Annotated in this window: 16 protein-coding genes and 1 pseudogene; 9 read left to right on the forward strand and 8 right to left on the reverse strand. The window is 71.4% G+C overall.

Going from position 1 to position 16,429, the window contains the following annotated elements:
* Positions 1 to 10: 10 nt before the first annotated feature.
* The 5 genes from ACEWX3_RS24830 to ACEWX3_RS24850 all read right to left on the reverse strand — a co-directional run bounded on the left by ACEWX3_RS24830 (position 11) and on the right by ACEWX3_RS24850 (position 5,248).
* The gene (locus ACEWX3_RS24830; RefSeq protein ID WP_207066054.1) at positions 11 to 1,132 is read right to left on the reverse strand and encodes a nitronate monooxygenase family protein; all 1,122 of its coding nucleotides are present in this window, start codon (positions 1,130 to 1,132) and stop codon (positions 11 to 13) included.
* A 148-nt stretch (positions 1,133 to 1,280) separates the two neighbouring features.
* On the reverse strand, positions 1,281 to 2,066 hold the full coding sequence (locus ACEWX3_RS24835; protein ID WP_374159948.1) for an alpha/beta hydrolase: 786 nt from the start codon (positions 2,064 to 2,066) through the stop codon (positions 1,281 to 1,283).
* Positions 2,067 to 2,170: 104 nt separating this feature from the next.
* A complete protein-coding gene (locus ACEWX3_RS24840) occupies positions 2,171 to 2,953 on the reverse strand; it encodes a TMEM165/GDT1 family protein (protein WP_374157992.1) in 783 nt (260 codons plus the stop codon).
* 481 nt (positions 2,954 to 3,434) lie between these two features.
* Positions 3,435 to 4,475 (reverse strand): NAD-dependent epimerase/dehydratase family protein, encoded by a 1,041-nt coding sequence (locus tag ACEWX3_RS24845; protein ID WP_374157993.1) that lies wholly within the window; start codon positions 4,473 to 4,475, stop codon positions 3,435 to 3,437.
* Positions 4,472 to 5,248 (reverse strand): S-methyl-5'-thioadenosine phosphorylase, encoded by a 777-nt coding sequence (locus tag ACEWX3_RS24850; RefSeq protein WP_374157994.1) that lies wholly within the window; start codon positions 5,246 to 5,248, stop codon positions 4,472 to 4,474. The genes ACEWX3_RS24845 and ACEWX3_RS24850 overlap by 4 nt, the downstream gene beginning before the upstream one ends.
* Positions 5,249 to 5,477: 229 nt before the next feature.
* Here ACEWX3_RS24850 and ACEWX3_RS24855 point away from each other — a divergent pair, with 229 nt between their 5' ends.
* From ACEWX3_RS24855 to ACEWX3_RS24890, 8 genes are all read left to right on the forward strand, one after another.
* Positions 5,478 to 8,246, forward strand: coding sequence for an arabinosyltransferase domain-containing protein (locus ACEWX3_RS24855; protein ID WP_374157995.1), 2,769 nt, complete (start codon positions 5,478 to 5,480; stop codon positions 8,244 to 8,246).
* Between the two features lie 13 nt (positions 8,247 to 8,259).
* Positions 8,260 to 9,129, forward strand: coding sequence for a 1,4-dihydroxy-2-naphthoate polyprenyltransferase (locus ACEWX3_RS24860; RefSeq protein WP_374157996.1), 870 nt, complete (start codon positions 8,260 to 8,262; stop codon positions 9,127 to 9,129).
* 67 nt (positions 9,130 to 9,196) lie between these two features.
* Complete coding sequence (locus ACEWX3_RS24865; protein WP_374157997.1) at positions 9,197 to 10,210, forward strand: AAA family ATPase; 1,014 nt, start codon at positions 9,197 to 9,199, stop codon at positions 10,208 to 10,210.
* Between the two features lie 12 nt (positions 10,211 to 10,222).
* On the forward strand, positions 10,223 to 11,089 hold the full coding sequence (locus tag ACEWX3_RS24870; RefSeq protein ID WP_374157998.1) for a DUF58 domain-containing protein: 867 nt from the start codon (positions 10,223 to 10,225) through the stop codon (positions 11,087 to 11,089).
* Entirely contained in the window at positions 11,079 to 11,552 is a 474-nt protein-coding gene (locus tag ACEWX3_RS24875) for a hypothetical protein (protein ID WP_374157999.1), read from the forward strand. Before ACEWX3_RS24870 ends, ACEWX3_RS24875 begins: the two co-directional genes overlap by 11 nt.
* A complete protein-coding gene (locus tag ACEWX3_RS24880) occupies positions 11,543 to 12,508 on the forward strand; it encodes a hypothetical protein (RefSeq protein ID WP_374158000.1) in 966 nt (321 codons plus the stop codon). Before ACEWX3_RS24875 ends, ACEWX3_RS24880 begins: the two co-directional genes overlap by 10 nt.
* Positions 12,505 to 13,413 carry a VWA domain-containing protein gene (locus ACEWX3_RS24885; RefSeq protein ID WP_374158001.1) on the forward strand — a complete coding sequence of 303 codons (909 nt, stop codon included), beginning with the start codon at positions 12,505 to 12,507 and terminating at the stop codon, positions 13,411 to 13,413. The genes ACEWX3_RS24880 and ACEWX3_RS24885 overlap by 4 nt, the downstream gene beginning before the upstream one ends.
* A gap of 7 nt (positions 13,414 to 13,420) precedes the next feature.
* On the forward strand, positions 13,421 to 14,143 hold the full coding sequence (locus tag ACEWX3_RS24890; RefSeq protein WP_374158002.1) for a hypothetical protein: 723 nt from the start codon (positions 13,421 to 13,423) through the stop codon (positions 14,141 to 14,143).
* Here the strand turns inward: ACEWX3_RS24890 and ACEWX3_RS24895 are convergent.
* On the reverse strand, positions 14,140 to 14,517 hold the full coding sequence (locus ACEWX3_RS24895) for an ester cyclase (RefSeq protein WP_374158003.1): 378 nt from the start codon (positions 14,515 to 14,517) through the stop codon (positions 14,140 to 14,142). The two genes, ACEWX3_RS24890 and ACEWX3_RS24895, sit on opposite strands and share 4 nt — an antisense overlap.
* Before the next feature lie 252 nt (positions 14,518 to 14,769).
* Positions 14,770 to 15,072 (reverse strand): annotated as a pseudogene (locus tag ACEWX3_RS24900) (DUF4229 domain-containing protein); the annotation flags it as partial.
* Between the two features lie 48 nt (positions 15,073 to 15,120).
* Between ACEWX3_RS24900 and ACEWX3_RS24905 the strand changes: the two are divergent.
* Positions 15,121 to 15,285 carry a hypothetical protein gene (locus ACEWX3_RS24905; protein ID WP_207066066.1) on the forward strand — a complete coding sequence of 55 codons (165 nt, stop codon included), beginning with the start codon at positions 15,121 to 15,123 and terminating at the stop codon, positions 15,283 to 15,285.
* A 33-nt stretch (positions 15,286 to 15,318) separates the two neighbouring features.
* Here the strand turns inward: ACEWX3_RS24905 and ACEWX3_RS24910 are convergent, their stop codons facing one another.
* The gene (locus ACEWX3_RS24910; protein WP_374159949.1) at positions 15,319 to 16,392 is read right to left on the reverse strand and encodes a MinD/ParA family protein; all 1,074 of its coding nucleotides are present in this window, start codon (positions 16,390 to 16,392) and stop codon (positions 15,319 to 15,321) included.
* Between the last annotated feature and the right edge of the window lie 37 nt (positions 16,393 to 16,429).

The raw sequence follows: 16,429 nt of genomic DNA on the forward strand, positions 1-16,429 counted from the left end.
CGGGGGTGCGTCAGCCGGGTAGGGAGTTGCTCAGCCGGTCGGCGGCGGCCAGATAGTCCTCGATGAACTCGCGCACCACCTCGCGGGCCGGTTTCACCTTGTTCATCAAGCCCACCCCCTGGCCGACGAAGTAGGTCGCCAGCGCCTGGGCGCCGTCATGCCCCTGGGCGGCCAGCACGTCGATGCGGCGGATCACCGGCTCGCACAGCATCGACTGCAGCGGAAGAGGAAGTGGCTGGTGCCCGCCGGAATGCGGCAGCCAGGCGTCCGTCCACTCGGAGACCAGCTGACGCGAGGGCTTGCCGGTGCGCCCGGCCGAGCGCACGGTGTCCCGCGACGATGCGGCCAGCATCTTGGCCACCGTGTGCGGTGCGGTCTCGGCTTCTTCGGTGGTCAGCCACACCGACCCGGTCCACGCGCCGGCCGCACCGATGGCCACCATCCCGGCCATCTGCCGACCGGTGACGATGCCGCCCGCGGCCAGCACCGGGACCGCGCCGTCGACGGCGTCGAGAACCTCCGGGACGACGACCAGCGTGCTGACCTCGCCGCAGTGCCCACCGGCCTCGGTGCCCTGCGCGACGATCAGGTCAACCCCCGCGGCGACCTGCTTGACGGCGTGCTCCTTGGCGCCGACCAGCGCCGCGACGGGGATACCGCGTTCCTTGCCCGCCTCGATCATGTAGTCCGGCGGCACCCCCAGCGCGTTGGCGATGAGCTTCACCGGATGGGTCAGCGCGACGTCGAGCAACTCGCGGCCGGTGTTCCCCGACAGCGACGCCCCTCCGAGTCGGCGCTCCGGCTCGGGTTCGATGTCGTGGCTGCGCAGCAGGTCGTCGACGAGGTCTCGGTAGGCCTGCGGGATCCGGCCGGCCAGGTCGGTGCCCGAGAGCTTCTCGCCCTTGCCCTCGAACTTCGCCGGAACGATCAGATCGACCCCGTAGGGCTTGTCGCCGACCGCCTCGTCGATCCACGTCAGCTCGCGATCGAGCTGCTCAGGGGTGTACGCCGTGGCACCCAGCACGCCGAACCCGCCGGCGTTGGTGACCGCGGCCACCACGTCGCGACAGTGGCTGAACGCGAAGAGTGGGAAGTCGATGCCGTACTGCTCACACAGCGCTTGAGAGGTCATGGGGATCAGTATTACTTGACAGCTGTCAACCAGGGTCGGGAACCCCCGAACACTCGGCCCGGGCAGCGGCGGCGCAGTTGCCGGGGCCAGGAAGGGCCACCTGGCTCATCTCCACTTCGACGACATCTCCACTTCGACGCCTCGGTGTTCATCGGCCCGGTGCGCTGATGCCGTGGGTGGCCACGAAACGCTCGACGGCGTTCACCATCTGCGGGCCGTCCGCCAGCGCCGGATCGTTGTGCCCGACACCGGACACCGTCAGGAACTCCTTCGGTTCCGGGGCTGCATCGTAGAGTTGCCGACTCAGTGACCAGGGCACGATGTCGTCCTCGTCTCCGGCGATGACGAGCAGCGGAGCCTGCAGGGCCGGGATCCGCTGCAGCGACGGGTAGCGGTCCATCAGCAGCTTTCCCACCGGGAGCCACGGATAGTGCGCACCGGCAACGTCGGTCAGCGACGTGAACGGCGAACGCAGGATCAGGGCGGCGGGTGGGCGCTCGACGGCCAGCCCGACCGCGACCGCGGCGCCCAGCGACTCCCCGAAGTAGACGATGCGGTCGACCTCCGGCTGCGCGGTCAGCCAGTCGTGGGCGGCGCGGGCATCGGTGGCCAGACCCTCCTCGGTGGGCTTGCCCGGGTTGCCGCCGTAGCCGCGGTAGTCGACCAGCAGCACCGACAGGCCCATCCGGTGCAGACCCGCGGCCAGCGGTGCCCGCATCGCGCGGTCACCGCCGTTGCCGGGCAACACCAGAACCGCCGGACCACCGGTGCCGGGCAGATACCAAGCGCCCAGCTCGAGGCCGTCGGCGGTGCGCAGGACGACGTCCCGCGCGCCGGACAGCACCGTCGCCGCCGACGGCACCGGTCCGTCAGACGGGAAGTAGATCAGCCGTCGCTGCTGCGACCACAACAGCCCGAGCAGCCCCGACACCACCAGGATGACGATAGTGACGACGGCCGTCGCGCGACGGACGGCGCGCCCCTCACCGTCGTCGGCACGGGCCGCGCCCGCCCGGTGGCGAGAACGGCGTGTGAGGCTCACCCCACCGAGCCCCGACGATCCTCCGCTCGATCGCCCGCAGCGACACCGGCCGACTCGTCATCGGAAGGCCCTCCGGCCCCGGGCTCAGCCGAATCGGCACCTGGACGCATGGACGCAGGCCGCCACCGCGGCGGCGCTGCGCGAAAAGCGGCGCCGAGCAGGGCTACCAGCGCGACAGCAATGCCGGCCACCATCAGGACAGGCGCGGAGGGCAGAAGACCTTCGAGCAGCATGTAGAAGCCGAAGAGCAGGAACAACGCGGCCGCGGTGAGTTGAATCAGCCTCTCGGGCAGGTGTTTCCCCGCCACGGCACCGACCAGGATGGCGAGCGCATCGGCGGCCACCATGCCGAGGGTGGAACCGATCCACACCCCCAACCAGTCGCGGTCGGCAGCCAAGGTGACCGTGGCCAGCATCGTCTTGTCGCCCAACTCAGCCAGCACGAAGGCCGAGGTCACGACGAAGAATGCCGGTGCGGTGGCCTTTTGTGCGCGGGAGGTTTCCTCGTCGGTGAGGCTGTCCCCGCGCAATGTCCACAGCCCGAAGAACACGAAGGCCAGGCCTGCCAGAATGCCGAGCAGATGCGTCGGCAACGCCGCTCCGAGATAGTGGCCGATCGCCACCGACAAGACGTGCACGGCGGTGGTGGCGGCGGTGATGGCCGCGAGTACCACCCACCAGCGGTATCGCAACGCGAACATCATGGCGACCAGTTGGGTCTTGTCACCGAGCTCGGCGATGAATATCACGCCGAAACTCAGCAGTAGCGCGGCTAGCACGAAGCGTCTCCTCGTATCGCTGGCTGCCACAGAAGAACGGGAATTCCTCCGACCGACAGCCCATTGGCTCATGCGGTCGAAGGTCTCGCCCACCGGCATCAGAACCGGTCCGAATCACCGGGCCGCAAGACGATCGGCGGCCAGCATGTCGATGAATCGATTGGGGGCTACTCCCCTTCGCTGCACCGACTATATGCGCCCGAACTCGGGCACGCAACCCTGCAAAGATCAATATGGTTCTGCGCCAATACTTTTGGCTCAGCTATCTGAAAGATTCGGCTGCCCGAATCCGTTTTCGGGCAGGGTCCGAACGATCCGATACGCCCTGTCGACGAGGCGACGAGGCGACGAGGCGACGAGGCGACGAGTTCATGGCACCCACAATTCATCAGGGTGACGGGCGGGACACGCGGCTGGTGGCGCCGCGGTCCAACAGGATTCGAACCGCTTCCGCGCCGGATCATCGCAGCCGGGGCTCGCCTCACCCTCGCAGCGGGGCGTCGGCGAACTCGCGCAACCCGGCACCCGGGTCAACAGCCGCCCGGAAGCCCAGCTGCTGCGCCGCTTTCGCCGGATCTGCGACGATGTGGCGGACGTCGCCGCTGCGGTACTGACCGGTGACGACCGGGCTGATGCCGCCGCGCGCGTCGCACAGGGCGGTCGCGACGTCGAGGATCGACACAGGCCTGCCCGAGCACACGTTGTAGGCGTCGAACCCGGCGGCGCCGGCCCCGGTAGCCTCGGCGGCCGCGACGTTGGCCGCGGCGATGTCGTCGACGTGGACGAAGTCGCGCATCTGGCCGCCGTCCTCGAAAACCTTTGGTGCGTCGCCTTTTTCCAGTGAAGACCGGAAGATGGCGGCCACCCCCGAGTACGGGGTGTCGCGTGGCATACCCGGCCCGTAGACGTTGTGGTAGCGCAGCGCGACGACCGACCCGCCCGTCGACTCCGCCCACGCCAGCGCGTAATGCTCCTGGGCGACCTTGCTGGCCGCATACAGGCTGCGCGGGCGCAGCGGGGCGTCCTCGTCGACCAGCACCCAGTCGACCGGCTCGTCGCCGACCGGGCAGCGGTGGTCGAACACCCCGGCATCGAGGTCGGCGCGCCGACGAGGCACCGGATCGACGATTCCGTGCTGCGGGCAGGCGTATCGGCCCTGCCCGTAGACCACCATCGACGACGCCAGCACCAGCCGTCTGCACCCCGCGGCGTACATCTCGGCCAGCAGCACCGTCGTCGCGAAGTCGTTGTGCGACCCGTAGGACGGTGCGTCGGCGGCGTTGACGCCGGCCCCCACCACGGCAGCCTGGTGACAGACGACGTCGACGCCGTGGAGCGCTTCGGCGACGGCATCCGCGTCGCGAACGTCGAGCAGCCGGACGTCCGGCGGAGGCTGGGCGCCGTCACCGTGGGCGGCGGGCAGCATCACGTCGACCCCGACGACCTCGTGTCCGGCGGCGGAAAGTTGTGCGCCGATGCGGGTTCCGATGAAACCGGCCGCGCCGGTCAGCAACACCCTCACGGCAGATCGAACGGAAGCTCGACGCCCTGATGGGCAAGGCAGTGCTCGCAGTCCCGCTCGGCGGGCACACCGTCGATGGCCTCGTGCACCAGCTGCTTGAACGGCCCGAGGTTGCGTTCGAACTCGGCGAACACGTCCACCGCACGCACCCCCGTACCCGATTCGATGCCGGCGTCCAGATCGGTGACCAAAGCGATGGCCGCGTAACACATCTCGAGCTCTCGGGCCAGCACCGCCTCCGGGTAGCCGGTCATGTTGATCAGACGGAAACCCTGGTCGGCGAACCAGCGGCTTTCCGCGCGGGTGGAGAACCGCGGCCCCTGGATCACCACCATCGCACCGCCGTCCACGACGTCGGGCAAGCCGGTGACGGCACTGCGCAGCGTCGGGCAGTACGGGTCGGCGAACCCGACGTGGATGCCGCCGGAATCGAAGTACGTGTCCGACCGTCCCGAGGTGCGGTCGACCAGTTGATCCGGCACCACCATCGCGCCGGGACCGAGTACGGGATCGAGACTGCCCACTGCGCACGGGCCGAAGATGCGTCGCACGCCCAGCGCGCGCAGCGCCCACATGTTGGCGCGGTACGGCACGGTGTGCGGCGAGAATTCGTGGCTGGAGCCGTGCCTCGGCAGGAACGCCACCTCGTGGTCCCCGACGGTGCCGACGGTGATCGGCGCGCTCGGCGGCCCGTAGGGGGTGTCGAGGCTGACGGCGCGGGCATCAGCACCGAAGAACGTGTAGAAACCGCTACCACCGATCACTCCCAGCATCCGCCCATTGTGGTTCATCGCCCACCGGCGGGGTGCAGGCGCCACGCATGACGGTGTTGTGACAGCAGCGCGCGACACTGGATTGCCCCGGCGATCGCTGAGAGGCTGCACGCGGCCCGTCTGTGCCCATCCGAGAGGTTTCCTCCTGCGTCCCCGCCCGCCCGTCTGGCTCGCGCTGCTCGTCGGCGCGTGCGGCGTCCTCGCCGCACTCGTGCTGCCGGCGGCCCCTGTGTTCAGCGAGAGCGTCACGCTGTCCTGGCCGGCCGCCGGGCAGCCGGCACGTTCGACGACGGCCCTGGTGGTGCCCTACCGCCCGGCCGAGCTGACCGCCCAGATCCCCTGCTCGGCGCTCGCGGCGGGCGAACCGCGCACCGTGCTGGCGACCGGGCCCACCGACGACGGCATGACGGTCACCGCAGGCCCCGGCGGTGCGCTGCTGCGCGCCGACGACATCAAACTGCCGATCGCGGGCGGACCGGGCCCGCAGTGCACCGCGGTCCTGCACGCCGGGCCGGCCGGCTGGGCGGTGACCGGCGGTGACGGCATCACGGTCCGCGCCGGCGGCCCCGTGCCGCAGGTGTTCGGCTTCCGCACCGAGCTGCCCACCGCGGGCGGGTTGAGCGTCACCGTGCGGGTCGGCACCCCGTTCGCGACGAGCCCGACCGCGGTCAAGCTGGTGCTGGTCGCGCTGCAGGTGGTTGCGGTGCTGACTGCGCTGTGGCTGCTCGGGTGCCGCCTGCGCAGACCGCGCCGGCCCCGGCCCGGCAGGCTCTGGTGGATCGACGCGGCCGTGGTGGGCGTGCTGGCCGGGTGGGCGGTGATCGGGCCGCTGGCGGTCGATGACGGCTGGGCGACGACGATCGCGCGCAACCTGGCCGCCACCGGGGAGGCCGGCAACTACTACCGGTGGTGGAACGCGCCGGAGGTGCCGTTCGCGTTGAGCCAGCAGCTGCTGGCTCCGCTCACCGAGATCAGCCTGGCTCCGCTGTGGCTGCGGCTGCCGAGCACGGCGCTCGCGGTGGCCACCTGGTTCGTGCTGACCCGGGGTGTGCTGGCCGCCGCGCTGCCCGGGGCGGCCCGCCTGCCGTGGGTGCGTGGCACCGCCGCGGTACTGCTGCTGGCGTCCTGGCTGCCGTTCAACCTCGGGGTCCGCCCGGAGAGCTACATCGCGCTCGGTCTGTGCGCGGTGCTGGCGCTGGCGTGGCGGGCCCGCACCCGCGCCGGGGTCGCCGTCACCGTGCTGGTGGCCGCGGTGACGGTGCCGATCAGCCCGACCGCCGCGCTGCTCGCCGCGCCGCTGGCGGTGTTCGCGCCGAGGATGTGGTCGGTACTGCGCCGGGCCGCGGCGTCGCGCGCGGCGCTGAGCGCCGATGTGCTGCTGCTGTGCTGCGTGGCGGCGCTGAGCGTGACGCTGATCTTCGCCGACCAGACGTGGTCGGCGCTGGTGACAGCGACCGACTGGCACCGCGACTTCGGCCCGAACCTGCCCTGGTACGCCGAACCCGAACGCTGGGCCAACCTGCTCAGCGGCGACCAGCAGGGCAGCGCCGCCAAGCGGGTGGCTCCGCTGCTGGCGGTGGCGCTGCTGCCCGTCGTGGCCGGCCTGGCGTGGTCGGGCCGCACGGTGGTGCAGCGCTCGGCGCGGCGGCTGGCTGTGGTGGTGCTGCTGCTCGCCGCCGCCTACGCGGTGGTGCCGTCGAAGTGGTCGTACCACCTGGGTGCCGCCGCCGGTGTGCTGGCGGCGTTCCTGACCGTCGCGGTGGTGCTGATCAGCCGACAGCCGCCGGGGCGGCGCGGCGCGCTGGCCGCCGTGGCGCTGCCGACCGCCGCGGCCGCGTGGGCGTTCACCGGGCCCAACGCGTGGTGGCAGTCCACGGTGTACGACGTGCCGTGGGCCTCCGGGCCCATCCGGCCCGCCGGGGTGCCGCTGGACAACCCGCTGGTGTGGCTGGCCGTCGCCGTTGTCGTGGCGCTGCTCGCCCGACGCCGGGCGCCCGCACTGATGATCCTCACCGCCGCGCTGACGTCGGTGGCGGTGCTGCTCGGATCCTTCGTCGCCGCGCCGTTGCGCCGCGCCGAGGGGTCTCTGGCGCTGGCCAATCTGCACCGGCTCACCGGCGAGCGGGTGTGTGGGCTCGCCGACGACGTGGAGGTGCTGCTCGACGGTGCGGTCCTCGACCCGCTCGACGGCCGCTCGCACGTTCCGGGCGGTTTCCCGCCCGCCGCGCCGCCCCCGGATCCGCCCGGCACGGCGAGCGCGTCCTACGTGTGGGGCACCTATCAGGACACCGACGACGACGCCGAGGCTGGCACCGATGGTGCTGCGACGGTACTGACCAGGTGGTTCACCCTGCCCCCGCTGACCGAGGGCCAAGGCCTGGCGGTGTCGGTGGCCGGCCGCACCGACGACGGCAACGCGCTGGCCTTCGAATTCGGCGGCGCCGACGCTGCCGTCCTGGGCACCCGCGCCCCGGTGGACCGCCCGGCGCCCGGCGAGGATCCGGCCCACCCGCTGTGGCGGTCGATCGGGGTGGACGCCGAAGCGATCCCCGCCGGTGCGGACCGGGTGCGCATCGCCGCGCTCGACGACCGGACCGACGCGTGGGGCTGGCTGGCGTTCACCGGGCCGAGGCTGCGGTCGGCGGTCGCGCTCAACGACTTCCTGGCCGGACGCTCGCCGGTGCTGCTCAGCTGGCCGCAGGGCTTCCTGTTCCCGTGTATCCGGGACATCCCGCGGGTGGCCGCCGGGGTGGCGCAGACTCCGGGCGCCGTCATCGAATCACCGCGGCCGTTCTTCCTCGAAGACCGCGCCCAGGCCATCGGCGGGACCTTCGCCGGGCTGGCCCTCTACGGAGACCTGCGGGAGGTGTCCGGCAGGCTGCGCGGTCACCCCGACGTCGACTGGGGCACAGTGCTCGTCGCCGATCCGGCCACCTCGCGCGACGCCTACGACCTGACCACCACCCGCGACGTCCGATGGGGCTTTCACCGGCCGTGACAGACTGAGCCGCGTGGCCAGCATTGCCCAGTGGGTCGAAGGAGCACGTCCCCGCACGCTGCCGAACGCGATCGCCCCGGTGATCGCCGGAACCGGCGCCGCGGCCTGGCTGGAGGCCGCGTCGTGGTGGAAAGCTCTGCTGGCCATGCTGGTCGCGGTCGGCATGATCGTCGGCGTCAACTACGCCAACGACTACTCCGACGGTATCCGCGGGACCGACGACGTGCGGTCCGGCCCGCTGCGCCTGGTCGGCTCACGGCTCGCGGCGCCGCGGTCGGTACTGGTGGCCGCGGTCCTGGCACTGGCCGTGGGCGCCGTGGCCGGGGTGGCGCTGGCGTGGGTGTCGGCGCCGTGGCTGATCGCGGTCGGCGCGGTGTGCATCGCCGGCGCCTGGCTCTACACCGGCGGCTCCCGGCCCTACGGCTATCTGGGCTTCGGCGAGATCGCAGTGTTCGTCTTCTTCGGTCTGGTCGCGGTGCTGGGCACCCAGTACACGCAGGCGCTGCGCGTCGACTGGGTCGGTGTGACGCTGGCAGTCGCCACCGGATGTCTGTCCTCGGCGGTGCTGGTGGCCAACAATCTGCGCGACATCCCCACCGACGCCCAGACCGGCAAGATCACGCTGGCGGTCCGGCTCGGGGATCCCCGCACCCGGCTGCTGTTCCAGGCGCTGATGGTGCTGCCCTTCGCGCTGACGCTGGTGCTGATGTTCGCCACCCCCTGGTGCGCGGCCGGGCTCGTCGCGCTGCCGCTGGCGGTGCGCGCGGCCACACCGGTGCGGCGGGGATCGGGCGGCCGGGAGCTGATCCCGGTGCTGCGTGACACCGGGCTGACGATGCTGGTGTGGGCGGTCGCGGTGGCGATACCCCTCGTACTGGCCTGACCCGAAAGACGCGCCGCACGACGCTGCGCCCGGTTTGCGCCCCCGACCGGCGTGGTACTTAGCGCGGATGACCGCAGCGCCGCTCCCCCGCCCGTCCGGGGTGTCCGACGATGACGTCCGTGCTGCTCAGCGCACCGTCGCGGCGTTGAGCGCGGCGTTCTCCGCCAAGGTCGTGGGGCAGGAGCACCTGCGCGAATCGCTGTTGATCGGATTGCTCAGCGGCGGCCACATCCTCATCGAGAGCGTGCCCGGACTGGCGAAGACGACCGCCGCGCGGGTGATCGCCGACGCCATCGACGGCGAGTTCCGACGCATCCAGTGCACTCCGGACCTGCTGCCCAGCGACATCGTCGGCACCCAGATCTATGACGCCGCGCGGGCGTCGTTCGTCACCCAGCTCGGACCGGTGCACGCCAACATCGTGCTGCTCGACGAAATCAACCGGTCCAGTGCCAAGACTCAGAGCGCCATGCTCGAGGCGATGGAGGAACGCCAGACCACGGTCGCGGGCACCGTCTACCCCATCCCGGAACCGTTTCTCGTCATCGCCACCCAGAACCCGGTCGACCAGGAGGGCACCTACCCGCTCTCGGAGGCACAGACCGACCGCTTCCTGCTCAAGGACATCGTCGGCTACCCGTCCCCGGAACAGGAGGTCGAGGTCCTCAGCCGCCGCGACGCCGGTCTCTACGACAAAGGACACCGCGCACGGCCGGTCGCCACCCTCGATGACGTCCGCCGGGTGCAGCGCGTCGTCGCCGACGTCTACCTCAGCCGCGAGCTGATGCTCTACGCCAGCCACCTCGTCGCGGTCACCCGGGAACCGGCCAAATACCTGCCCGCGCAGGTGGCGCGGCTGGTGGAGTACGGCGCCAGCCCGCGCGCCACCATCGCGCTGTGCACCGCGGCACGCGCGCTGGCACTGCTGTCCGGGCGCGCGCACGTGATTCCCGGTGACATCGCCGACCTCGCCCATCGGGTACTGCAACACCGGCTCATCCTCGGCTTCGAGGCCGCCGGCGCCGGTCTCACTCCGGCCGTGGTGATCGACGCCGCGCTGGACGCGGTGCGGGTGCCCTGATCGGCGGCCCCGGTGGGTAAGCACCTCAACGCGGTCAAGCGCCGCTTCGGCACCGACACCCGCGGCCTGCTCGACGGTGGCCGCTACGCGCTGCTGCACACGCGCAGCATGGAATTCGACGAGCTGCGACCCTACGTGCCCGGTGACGATGTCCGCGACATCGACTGGAAGGCCTCAGCCCGGTCGGGTTCGGTGCTGATCAAGCGCTTCGTCACCGAGAAACACCACAAGATCCTGCTCGTCGCCGATGCCGGGCAGAACATGGCGGCGCTGGCCCCGGGGGGAGAACGCAAGAGCACGGTCGCGGGAAACGTGCTGGGCGCGATCGGGCTGATCGCCCTGGGCCGCAGCGATCAGCTCGCCATGGTCTACGGCGACGGCCGCGGCAGCCTCAACATCGGGCTCAGCCGGGGCGAGACCCAGGTCGAGCGCATCCTCACCCACTACCACGACCACGCTGTGGCTGCCCGCGGCCCCAGTGACATCGGCTGCCAACTGGATTATGTGGCAACGCATTACCGGCATCGGATGCTGGTAGTCGTGGTCTCCGACGAGCCCGAACCCGACACCCGCCTCGACGAGCTGACCGCCAGGCTAGTTTCCCGCCACGACCTGATGTGGGCGATGGTCGCCGACATGCCCGCGACCGCCGCCGGAGACGGCAGCGGCTTCGACATCGCCACCGGACGGCCCGTCCACGCGCTGGCCGCGGGCGACCGGCGGGTCATCGCCGCGTATCGCCGCGCCGAACAGGCTCGCGCGCAACGCCTCACCGAGTTCCTGACGGCACGGTCCATCGCGCACGCCACGCTCACCGGCAGCGCGGATCTGCGCCGGGCGATCGTGGACATGACCGGGGTGTGGTCGCGTGCCGGATGACCTGCTGGAGTTCGTCAGCGGACCGCCCGGCTACTCGCCGGTGTGGTTGTGGCTGGGGCTGGCCCTGGTCCTTGCGGTGATCATCTGGTACGCCGTGGTTTTCGTGGCAACCCTGCCCTCGCACCGGCTGAGGGCCATCCCGGCCGTGCGGCACGTGCACGCCCGGGTGTTGCGGCACCGCTTCCTGCGCTCGGTGCGCCGGATCACCGACTCGCACCGGCGCGGCGAGCTGTCCGACAGAGAGGCCGGCGCCGCCCTTGCTCGCACGCTTCGCAGCTTTCTGCACCAGGCCACCGGCCGGCGCGCCCAGTACATGCAGCTGCGCACCGTCGCCGACGGTGAGCTGGCCGCGGCGGCACCGGTGCTCAGCGCGCTCGGTGACGCGCAGTTCAACCGCGCCTCGACCACCGATCTCGACCGACTCGGTGTGCAGACCGAAGAATTGATCCGCTCATGGCCCTGATGTGGTGGCCGGTCGCGATTCTCGGGGTGCTGTGCCTGCTCGGCACGGTCGCGCTGGCCGTCCTGATCCCGACGCGACGCTCCCCCGGCGACGGGCTGGCGCTGGCCAACACCAGCCGGTTGTCCCGGCTGCCCGAGTACCGCGCGGTGCTGGCCGCGCGGACCCGCTCCACGGCGATGGTGCTGGCGGTCCTGCTGGTGCTGTTCGGCGCCACGCTGGTGGCCAGCGCACGCCCCAGCACCACCACCGACCGGGACGCCGACTCGCGCGAGGACATCATGCTCTGCGTCGCCGAACCCGCGACCAGCGAGGCCACCGGCCGGTTGCTGAGCTACTTCGCGCGTCAGGCCGGCAACTACAGCGTCACAGGGATCGGTCTGACCTCCCCCAACCGCCGGGTGGTCCCGTTGACCCGTGACTACCAGTTCGCCGCCGAACAATTCGGCGACTACGCGCAGATATCGCAGAACCCCTCGGCGCCACCTCCGGCGCAGCCGCTGAGCGCCCCCGTCGAGTACACCGACTACGCGCCGACGGTGGCTGATGTCCTCGCTCTGTGCCTCAACGGCTTTCCGGGATTCCTCGCCTCCGGCGACACCGACAGGTCGGTGCTGTATCTCGGACCGGGCGAACTGCGGGACCCGGGCGACGATCGTCCGTCGCTGTTCACCGACGCGCAGGTCGCCGACATGGCACGCGACGCCGGGGTACGCATCGACGCCCTCGCCACCGCCGGACGTCCGACCGGCGCACTGGCCGCCGCGGCCGAGCAGACCGGCGGGTTGTTCCTGCGGTACGACCCGGCCGCGGTCACCGGTCAACTCGACCAGATCCGCGCCGCGCAGCAAGCCCGCGGCACGGAGGAACAGCGCACGGATGCCCCGGTCGTCGTGCTGATCGCCGCGCTCATGCTGACCGCTCTGCTCGGGATTTCGTTGCTGGCGGTGCGGCGGTGACGTTCGACCCGGTGCTTCCCCCCGTCGCGCTGGCCGCGGTTGCGGCGGTGATCCTCGCGCTGCGCGCCGTGGTGCTGCGCCCGGCGACGCGGTCCGGCCGGTGGGGCGTGCTGCGCTGGGCCGCGACGACCGGCGCGCTGATGCTGGTGGTGCTGGCCGCAGCCCGCCCGGGGGTCGACGCCGCGGCCGAGCGCACCGCAGACCATGCCGGGGCGGCCGGGGCGAACGTGTTCTTCGTCGTCGACGTGTCGGCGGACTCCGCGATCGCGGACATCGGAGGGGCCACCCGGATGTCGGCCATCCGCGAGGACATCGATGCGTTGACGGCCGCGCACGAGGGTGCCCGCTTCGGCGTCATCACCTTCACCTCGCGACCCGCGGTGGCCTGGCCGCTGTCCGGTGACGCCTGGAGCCTGCGACCCCTCGTCGACACCCTCTCCCCGGCGGCCGGCCCGGCCGCGGCCGCCGACCAGGCCAACGCGGCGGCGGCCGCCAATGTCCTGCGCTACCAGCTGATCGCCGCCCGCCAGCGCTATCCGCAGGCCGAGGAATTGGTGTACTACTTCGGTTCCGGGGCAGCACAATCCACCTCGCCGCAGAGCGTGTTCGCCGCCGAAGCGGTCGACGGAGGCGCGGTGTTCGGCTACGACGGAGGTGACGGTGCCGCGCGGCTGCGGGCCATCTCCGCCCAGCTCGGCGTGCCCTACGTCGACCGCGCCGCCGGGGATCCGGTGCGGGCCGCTGAGACCGGGTCGGCGGACGCCGCGACCTTCACCGAGTCGACACCGCGCACCGAGTACTACTGGGTGCTGACATCGCTGGCCTCGGCGCTGCTGCTGATCGAGATCGGCTTGACGGTGCGGGATCTGCGCCGCACCCGGCTGAGCGACCGGGCGGGACGGTGACCGCGTGATGACACCCGCCCCGAAACCCGCCCGGCTGAGGCTGCGGCGGCGCCTGCTCGTCCTGTCGGCCGCGCCGGCGCTGATCATGCTGCTGGTCGCCGCGAAGCTCATCTCCGTGGTCGTGGCCGGCAACGCCGCGCAACGCCATTACGACTCCGGCGACATCGGCGCGCTCGACGACGATGTCGCCATCCTGCAGGTGTTCGACGTCATCGAACCCGCCAACGCTGCGTTCGCCGCGGGTGCGCTGGCCGTGCTCGACGACCGCCTCGAGGTCGCCGACGCCCAGTTCTCCGAGGCGCTGGCACGCACCGAACAACCGCACAGCTGCCCCGCCCGCGTCAACCTCGTGCTGGTCCGGGAGCGCCGCGCGGACATCGACGCCTGGGAAGCGAGGCTCGACAGCGCACGCACGCAGTACCTCAGCGCGCTGGAGGTGCTGGCCGACGCGCCCGCCGGGTGCTTCGCCGGAAACCAGGACGCCGACCCGCCACGGCGCGCGATCCGCGCGGAGACGGCCGCGCGGATCGAGGCCAAGCTGCGCAACCTCGGCACCGCCGCGCCGCCGCCACCGGTTTCCCCACCGCCGGCGGCGGCAGCGCTTCCCGCTGCGCCACCACCGGTGGCCGCGCCCGGCACCGACGATCCGGCCGAACCACGTCAACTCGATCCCACCGAAGGCGACCCGATGGAGGTGCTGCGCAGACTGCTGCGCGACGCCGCCGGTTAACTCGATGAACAGGCCCAGTACTCGACGATCCGCCCGTCTCGAACGCGCAGGATGTCGTTGCCGGCGAACAGCACCGGCCCACGTTCGCGGGCGCCCGTGCCGATCCACCGGGCCGCGAGCATGTCGCCGTTGGCGAACGGATCGACGTCGACGTAGAACTCCAACTCGCGAAACATCGCGCGTGTCTCGTCCACCATCGACTGCAGTTCGGCCGGGCCGTGCACGTCGCGGGTCGGCCAGTGCCCCACGAAATCGTCGGAGACGAGTTCGTGGGCCACCGGCTCCCCGGCCCACAGTTCGTCGATCCAGCGTCGGTACAACCGGACGGCGCTACGCTCGGCCGTCCCCCGCGTCATGACCTGTTGGCTGTCCATCACCGAGGGTTACCCACATCACATTTCCGGTATGCAGGTCACCGGCGGTCCGACCGCTGCTCGGCAACCGCATCGCTGTGGCAGGCGTCGTTACTGGTGATCGGCCCGCACGCCCGACGGCGCTCAGCCGCGCGGCGTGACGTCACCCCCGGCGTCACCGCCGTCCCCAGCCCGATCGACGGCACCGCCGCCCCAGTCCTGATCCGCGGCACCGCCGTCCCCAGCCCGATCGCCGGCACCGCCGTCCCAGTCCTGATCCGCGGGGGTCTCACCCCTCAGCCGCGCGCGAAGCTGCTCACGGTCGCGGCGGCGGCGCTCGTCCACCGCGGCGATGCTGGCGGTGGCCCGCCGCCGCAACGGGGTGAACACCCACATGCCCAACGGGAGCGCGATGACGATCGCGAACAACAGGGCCACCACGACCGGGACGGCGACTCCGATCAGATAGCCGAGACCCACGATCACCGCCGTGACGGCAGCCACCAGTGCCAGCCGCGCTGCGGCGTAGGTGAAAACGTCGATGAACAGGCGTGATCCAGGCTGTCGGTCAGACACGATCCGAGCCTACCGAGGACGCGTATATTGACAGGAAGGAGGTTTTTAGTGGCGTATCTACTCCTGATTCTCGTCCTGGCCGTACTGGTGTATGTCGGCTGGCGGATCACCCGGACGGCGGCGAACCGCCCGCGGACCCGGGTGATCGGACCTGACGACGATCCGGACTTTCTGCGGCGCATCAATCCGCGGGACGACCAACCCCGGTCCTGACGGAACGCGACCGCGCACAACGCGCGGCGGCCCTCAACCCGCCGTGTCGTGGGGGCGTCGAGCCCCCGGAAACCCTGCTCCTGGAAAGCCTTGTGCCACGGTCGCGGCCAAGTCCAGCAGGGCGTCGCGGGTGTCCGGCTTCAACCGGTCGAGGCTGATCTCGGCGCCCTCTTCGAGGTGCGCGTCGAAGGGCACCTGACGCACCGAGCGGCAGCGTCGGGTGAAGTGGTCCACCACCTTGTCCAGATCGACTTTCCCGCCGCGCCGGCCCGGCCGCCCGCGTACCCCGTTGACCACCGCGATCGCGTTGCGCACCAGATCTTCACGGCCGTGCGCGTCGAGCCAGTCCAGCGTCGCCGAGGCGCTGCGGGCCCCGTCGACCGACCCGGAACTGATCACCAGCAGCACGTCGGCGCGGTCGAGCACCGCCGTCATCGCCGAGTGCAGCATGCCGGTGCCGCAATCGGTGAGCACCAGACTGTAGAACCGCTCCAGGACCTCCAGCGTGTCGTGGTAGTCCTGGGAGCTGAATGCCTCCGACACCGCCGGGTCGCTCTCGGAGGCGAGGACCTCCAGTCGGCTGGGCCCCTGGGAGGTGTAGCGCCGCACGTCGCTGTAGGCGTGAATGCCCTCGGCGTCGCGCAGCAGGTGCCGGACCGTGGCCGGCGTCTGCAGCGGCACCTTCTGGTTGAGCGTCCCGCGGTCGGGGTTGGCATCCACCGCGATCACCCGGTCGCCCCGGGCCTCGGCGAACGTGGCGCCCAGCGATGCGGTGATCGTCGTCTTGCCCACCCCGCCCTTCTGCGACAGCACCGCGATCCGGTAGCAGTCGCGCAGCGGGGTCTGCGCCTGGGCCAGCAAGGTGTCGTGGCGAAGCACCTTGGGGCTCTCCCCGGGATCGATCAGCCGCCCGGACGCCACGTAGAGCCATTTCCGCCAGCCCGCCGACGGGCCCCGCTTGCCCTTGCCGAGCAGCGCCACGGTCGACAGGTCCAGAAACGGTGCCGGGTCCGCACCGGTCTCCGGCAGGTCAGGTGCCGGCGCGGACGGCGCCGGCACACCCTGCGGCGGGGTGGGGGCCGTCCACTCGGCGGGGACCGGAGCCATCGGATCGGTGAACCGTTGCTGGGCGCGGAACCCCCCG

The organism is Mycobacterium sp. G7A2, assembly GCF_041902445.1.
Lineage (GTDB): Bacteria > Actinomycetota > Actinomycetes > Mycobacteriales > Mycobacteriaceae > Mycobacterium.

Bases quoted from the DNA above. Each gene is read 5' to 3' on its own strand.
- ACEWX3_RS24850 (WP_374157994.1), bottom strand. From the start codon at position 5,248: ATGCTGGGAGTGATCGGTGGTAGCGGTTTCTACACGTTCTTCGGTGCT.
- ACEWX3_RS24830 (WP_207066054.1), bottom strand. From the start codon at position 1,132: ATGACCTCTCAAGCGCTGTGTGAGCAGTACGGCATCGACTTCCCACTC.
- ACEWX3_RS24865 (WP_374157997.1), top strand. From the start codon at position 9,197: ATGACCGCAGCGCCGCTCCCCCGCCCGTCCGGGGTGTCCGACGATGAC.
- ACEWX3_RS24890 (WP_374158002.1), top strand. From the start codon at position 13,421: ATGACACCCGCCCCGAAACCCGCCCGGCTGAGGCTGCGGCGGCGCCTG.
- ACEWX3_RS24895 (WP_374158003.1), bottom strand. From the start codon at position 14,517: ATGGACAGCCAACAGGTCATGACGCGGGGGACGGCCGAGCGTAGCGCC.
- ACEWX3_RS24910 (WP_374159949.1), bottom strand. From the start codon at position 16,392: ATGGCTCCGGTCCCCGCCGAGTGGACGGCCCCCACCCCGCCGCAGGGT.
- ACEWX3_RS24880 (WP_374158000.1), top strand. From the start codon at position 11,543: ATGGCCCTGATGTGGTGGCCGGTCGCGATTCTCGGGGTGCTGTGCCTG.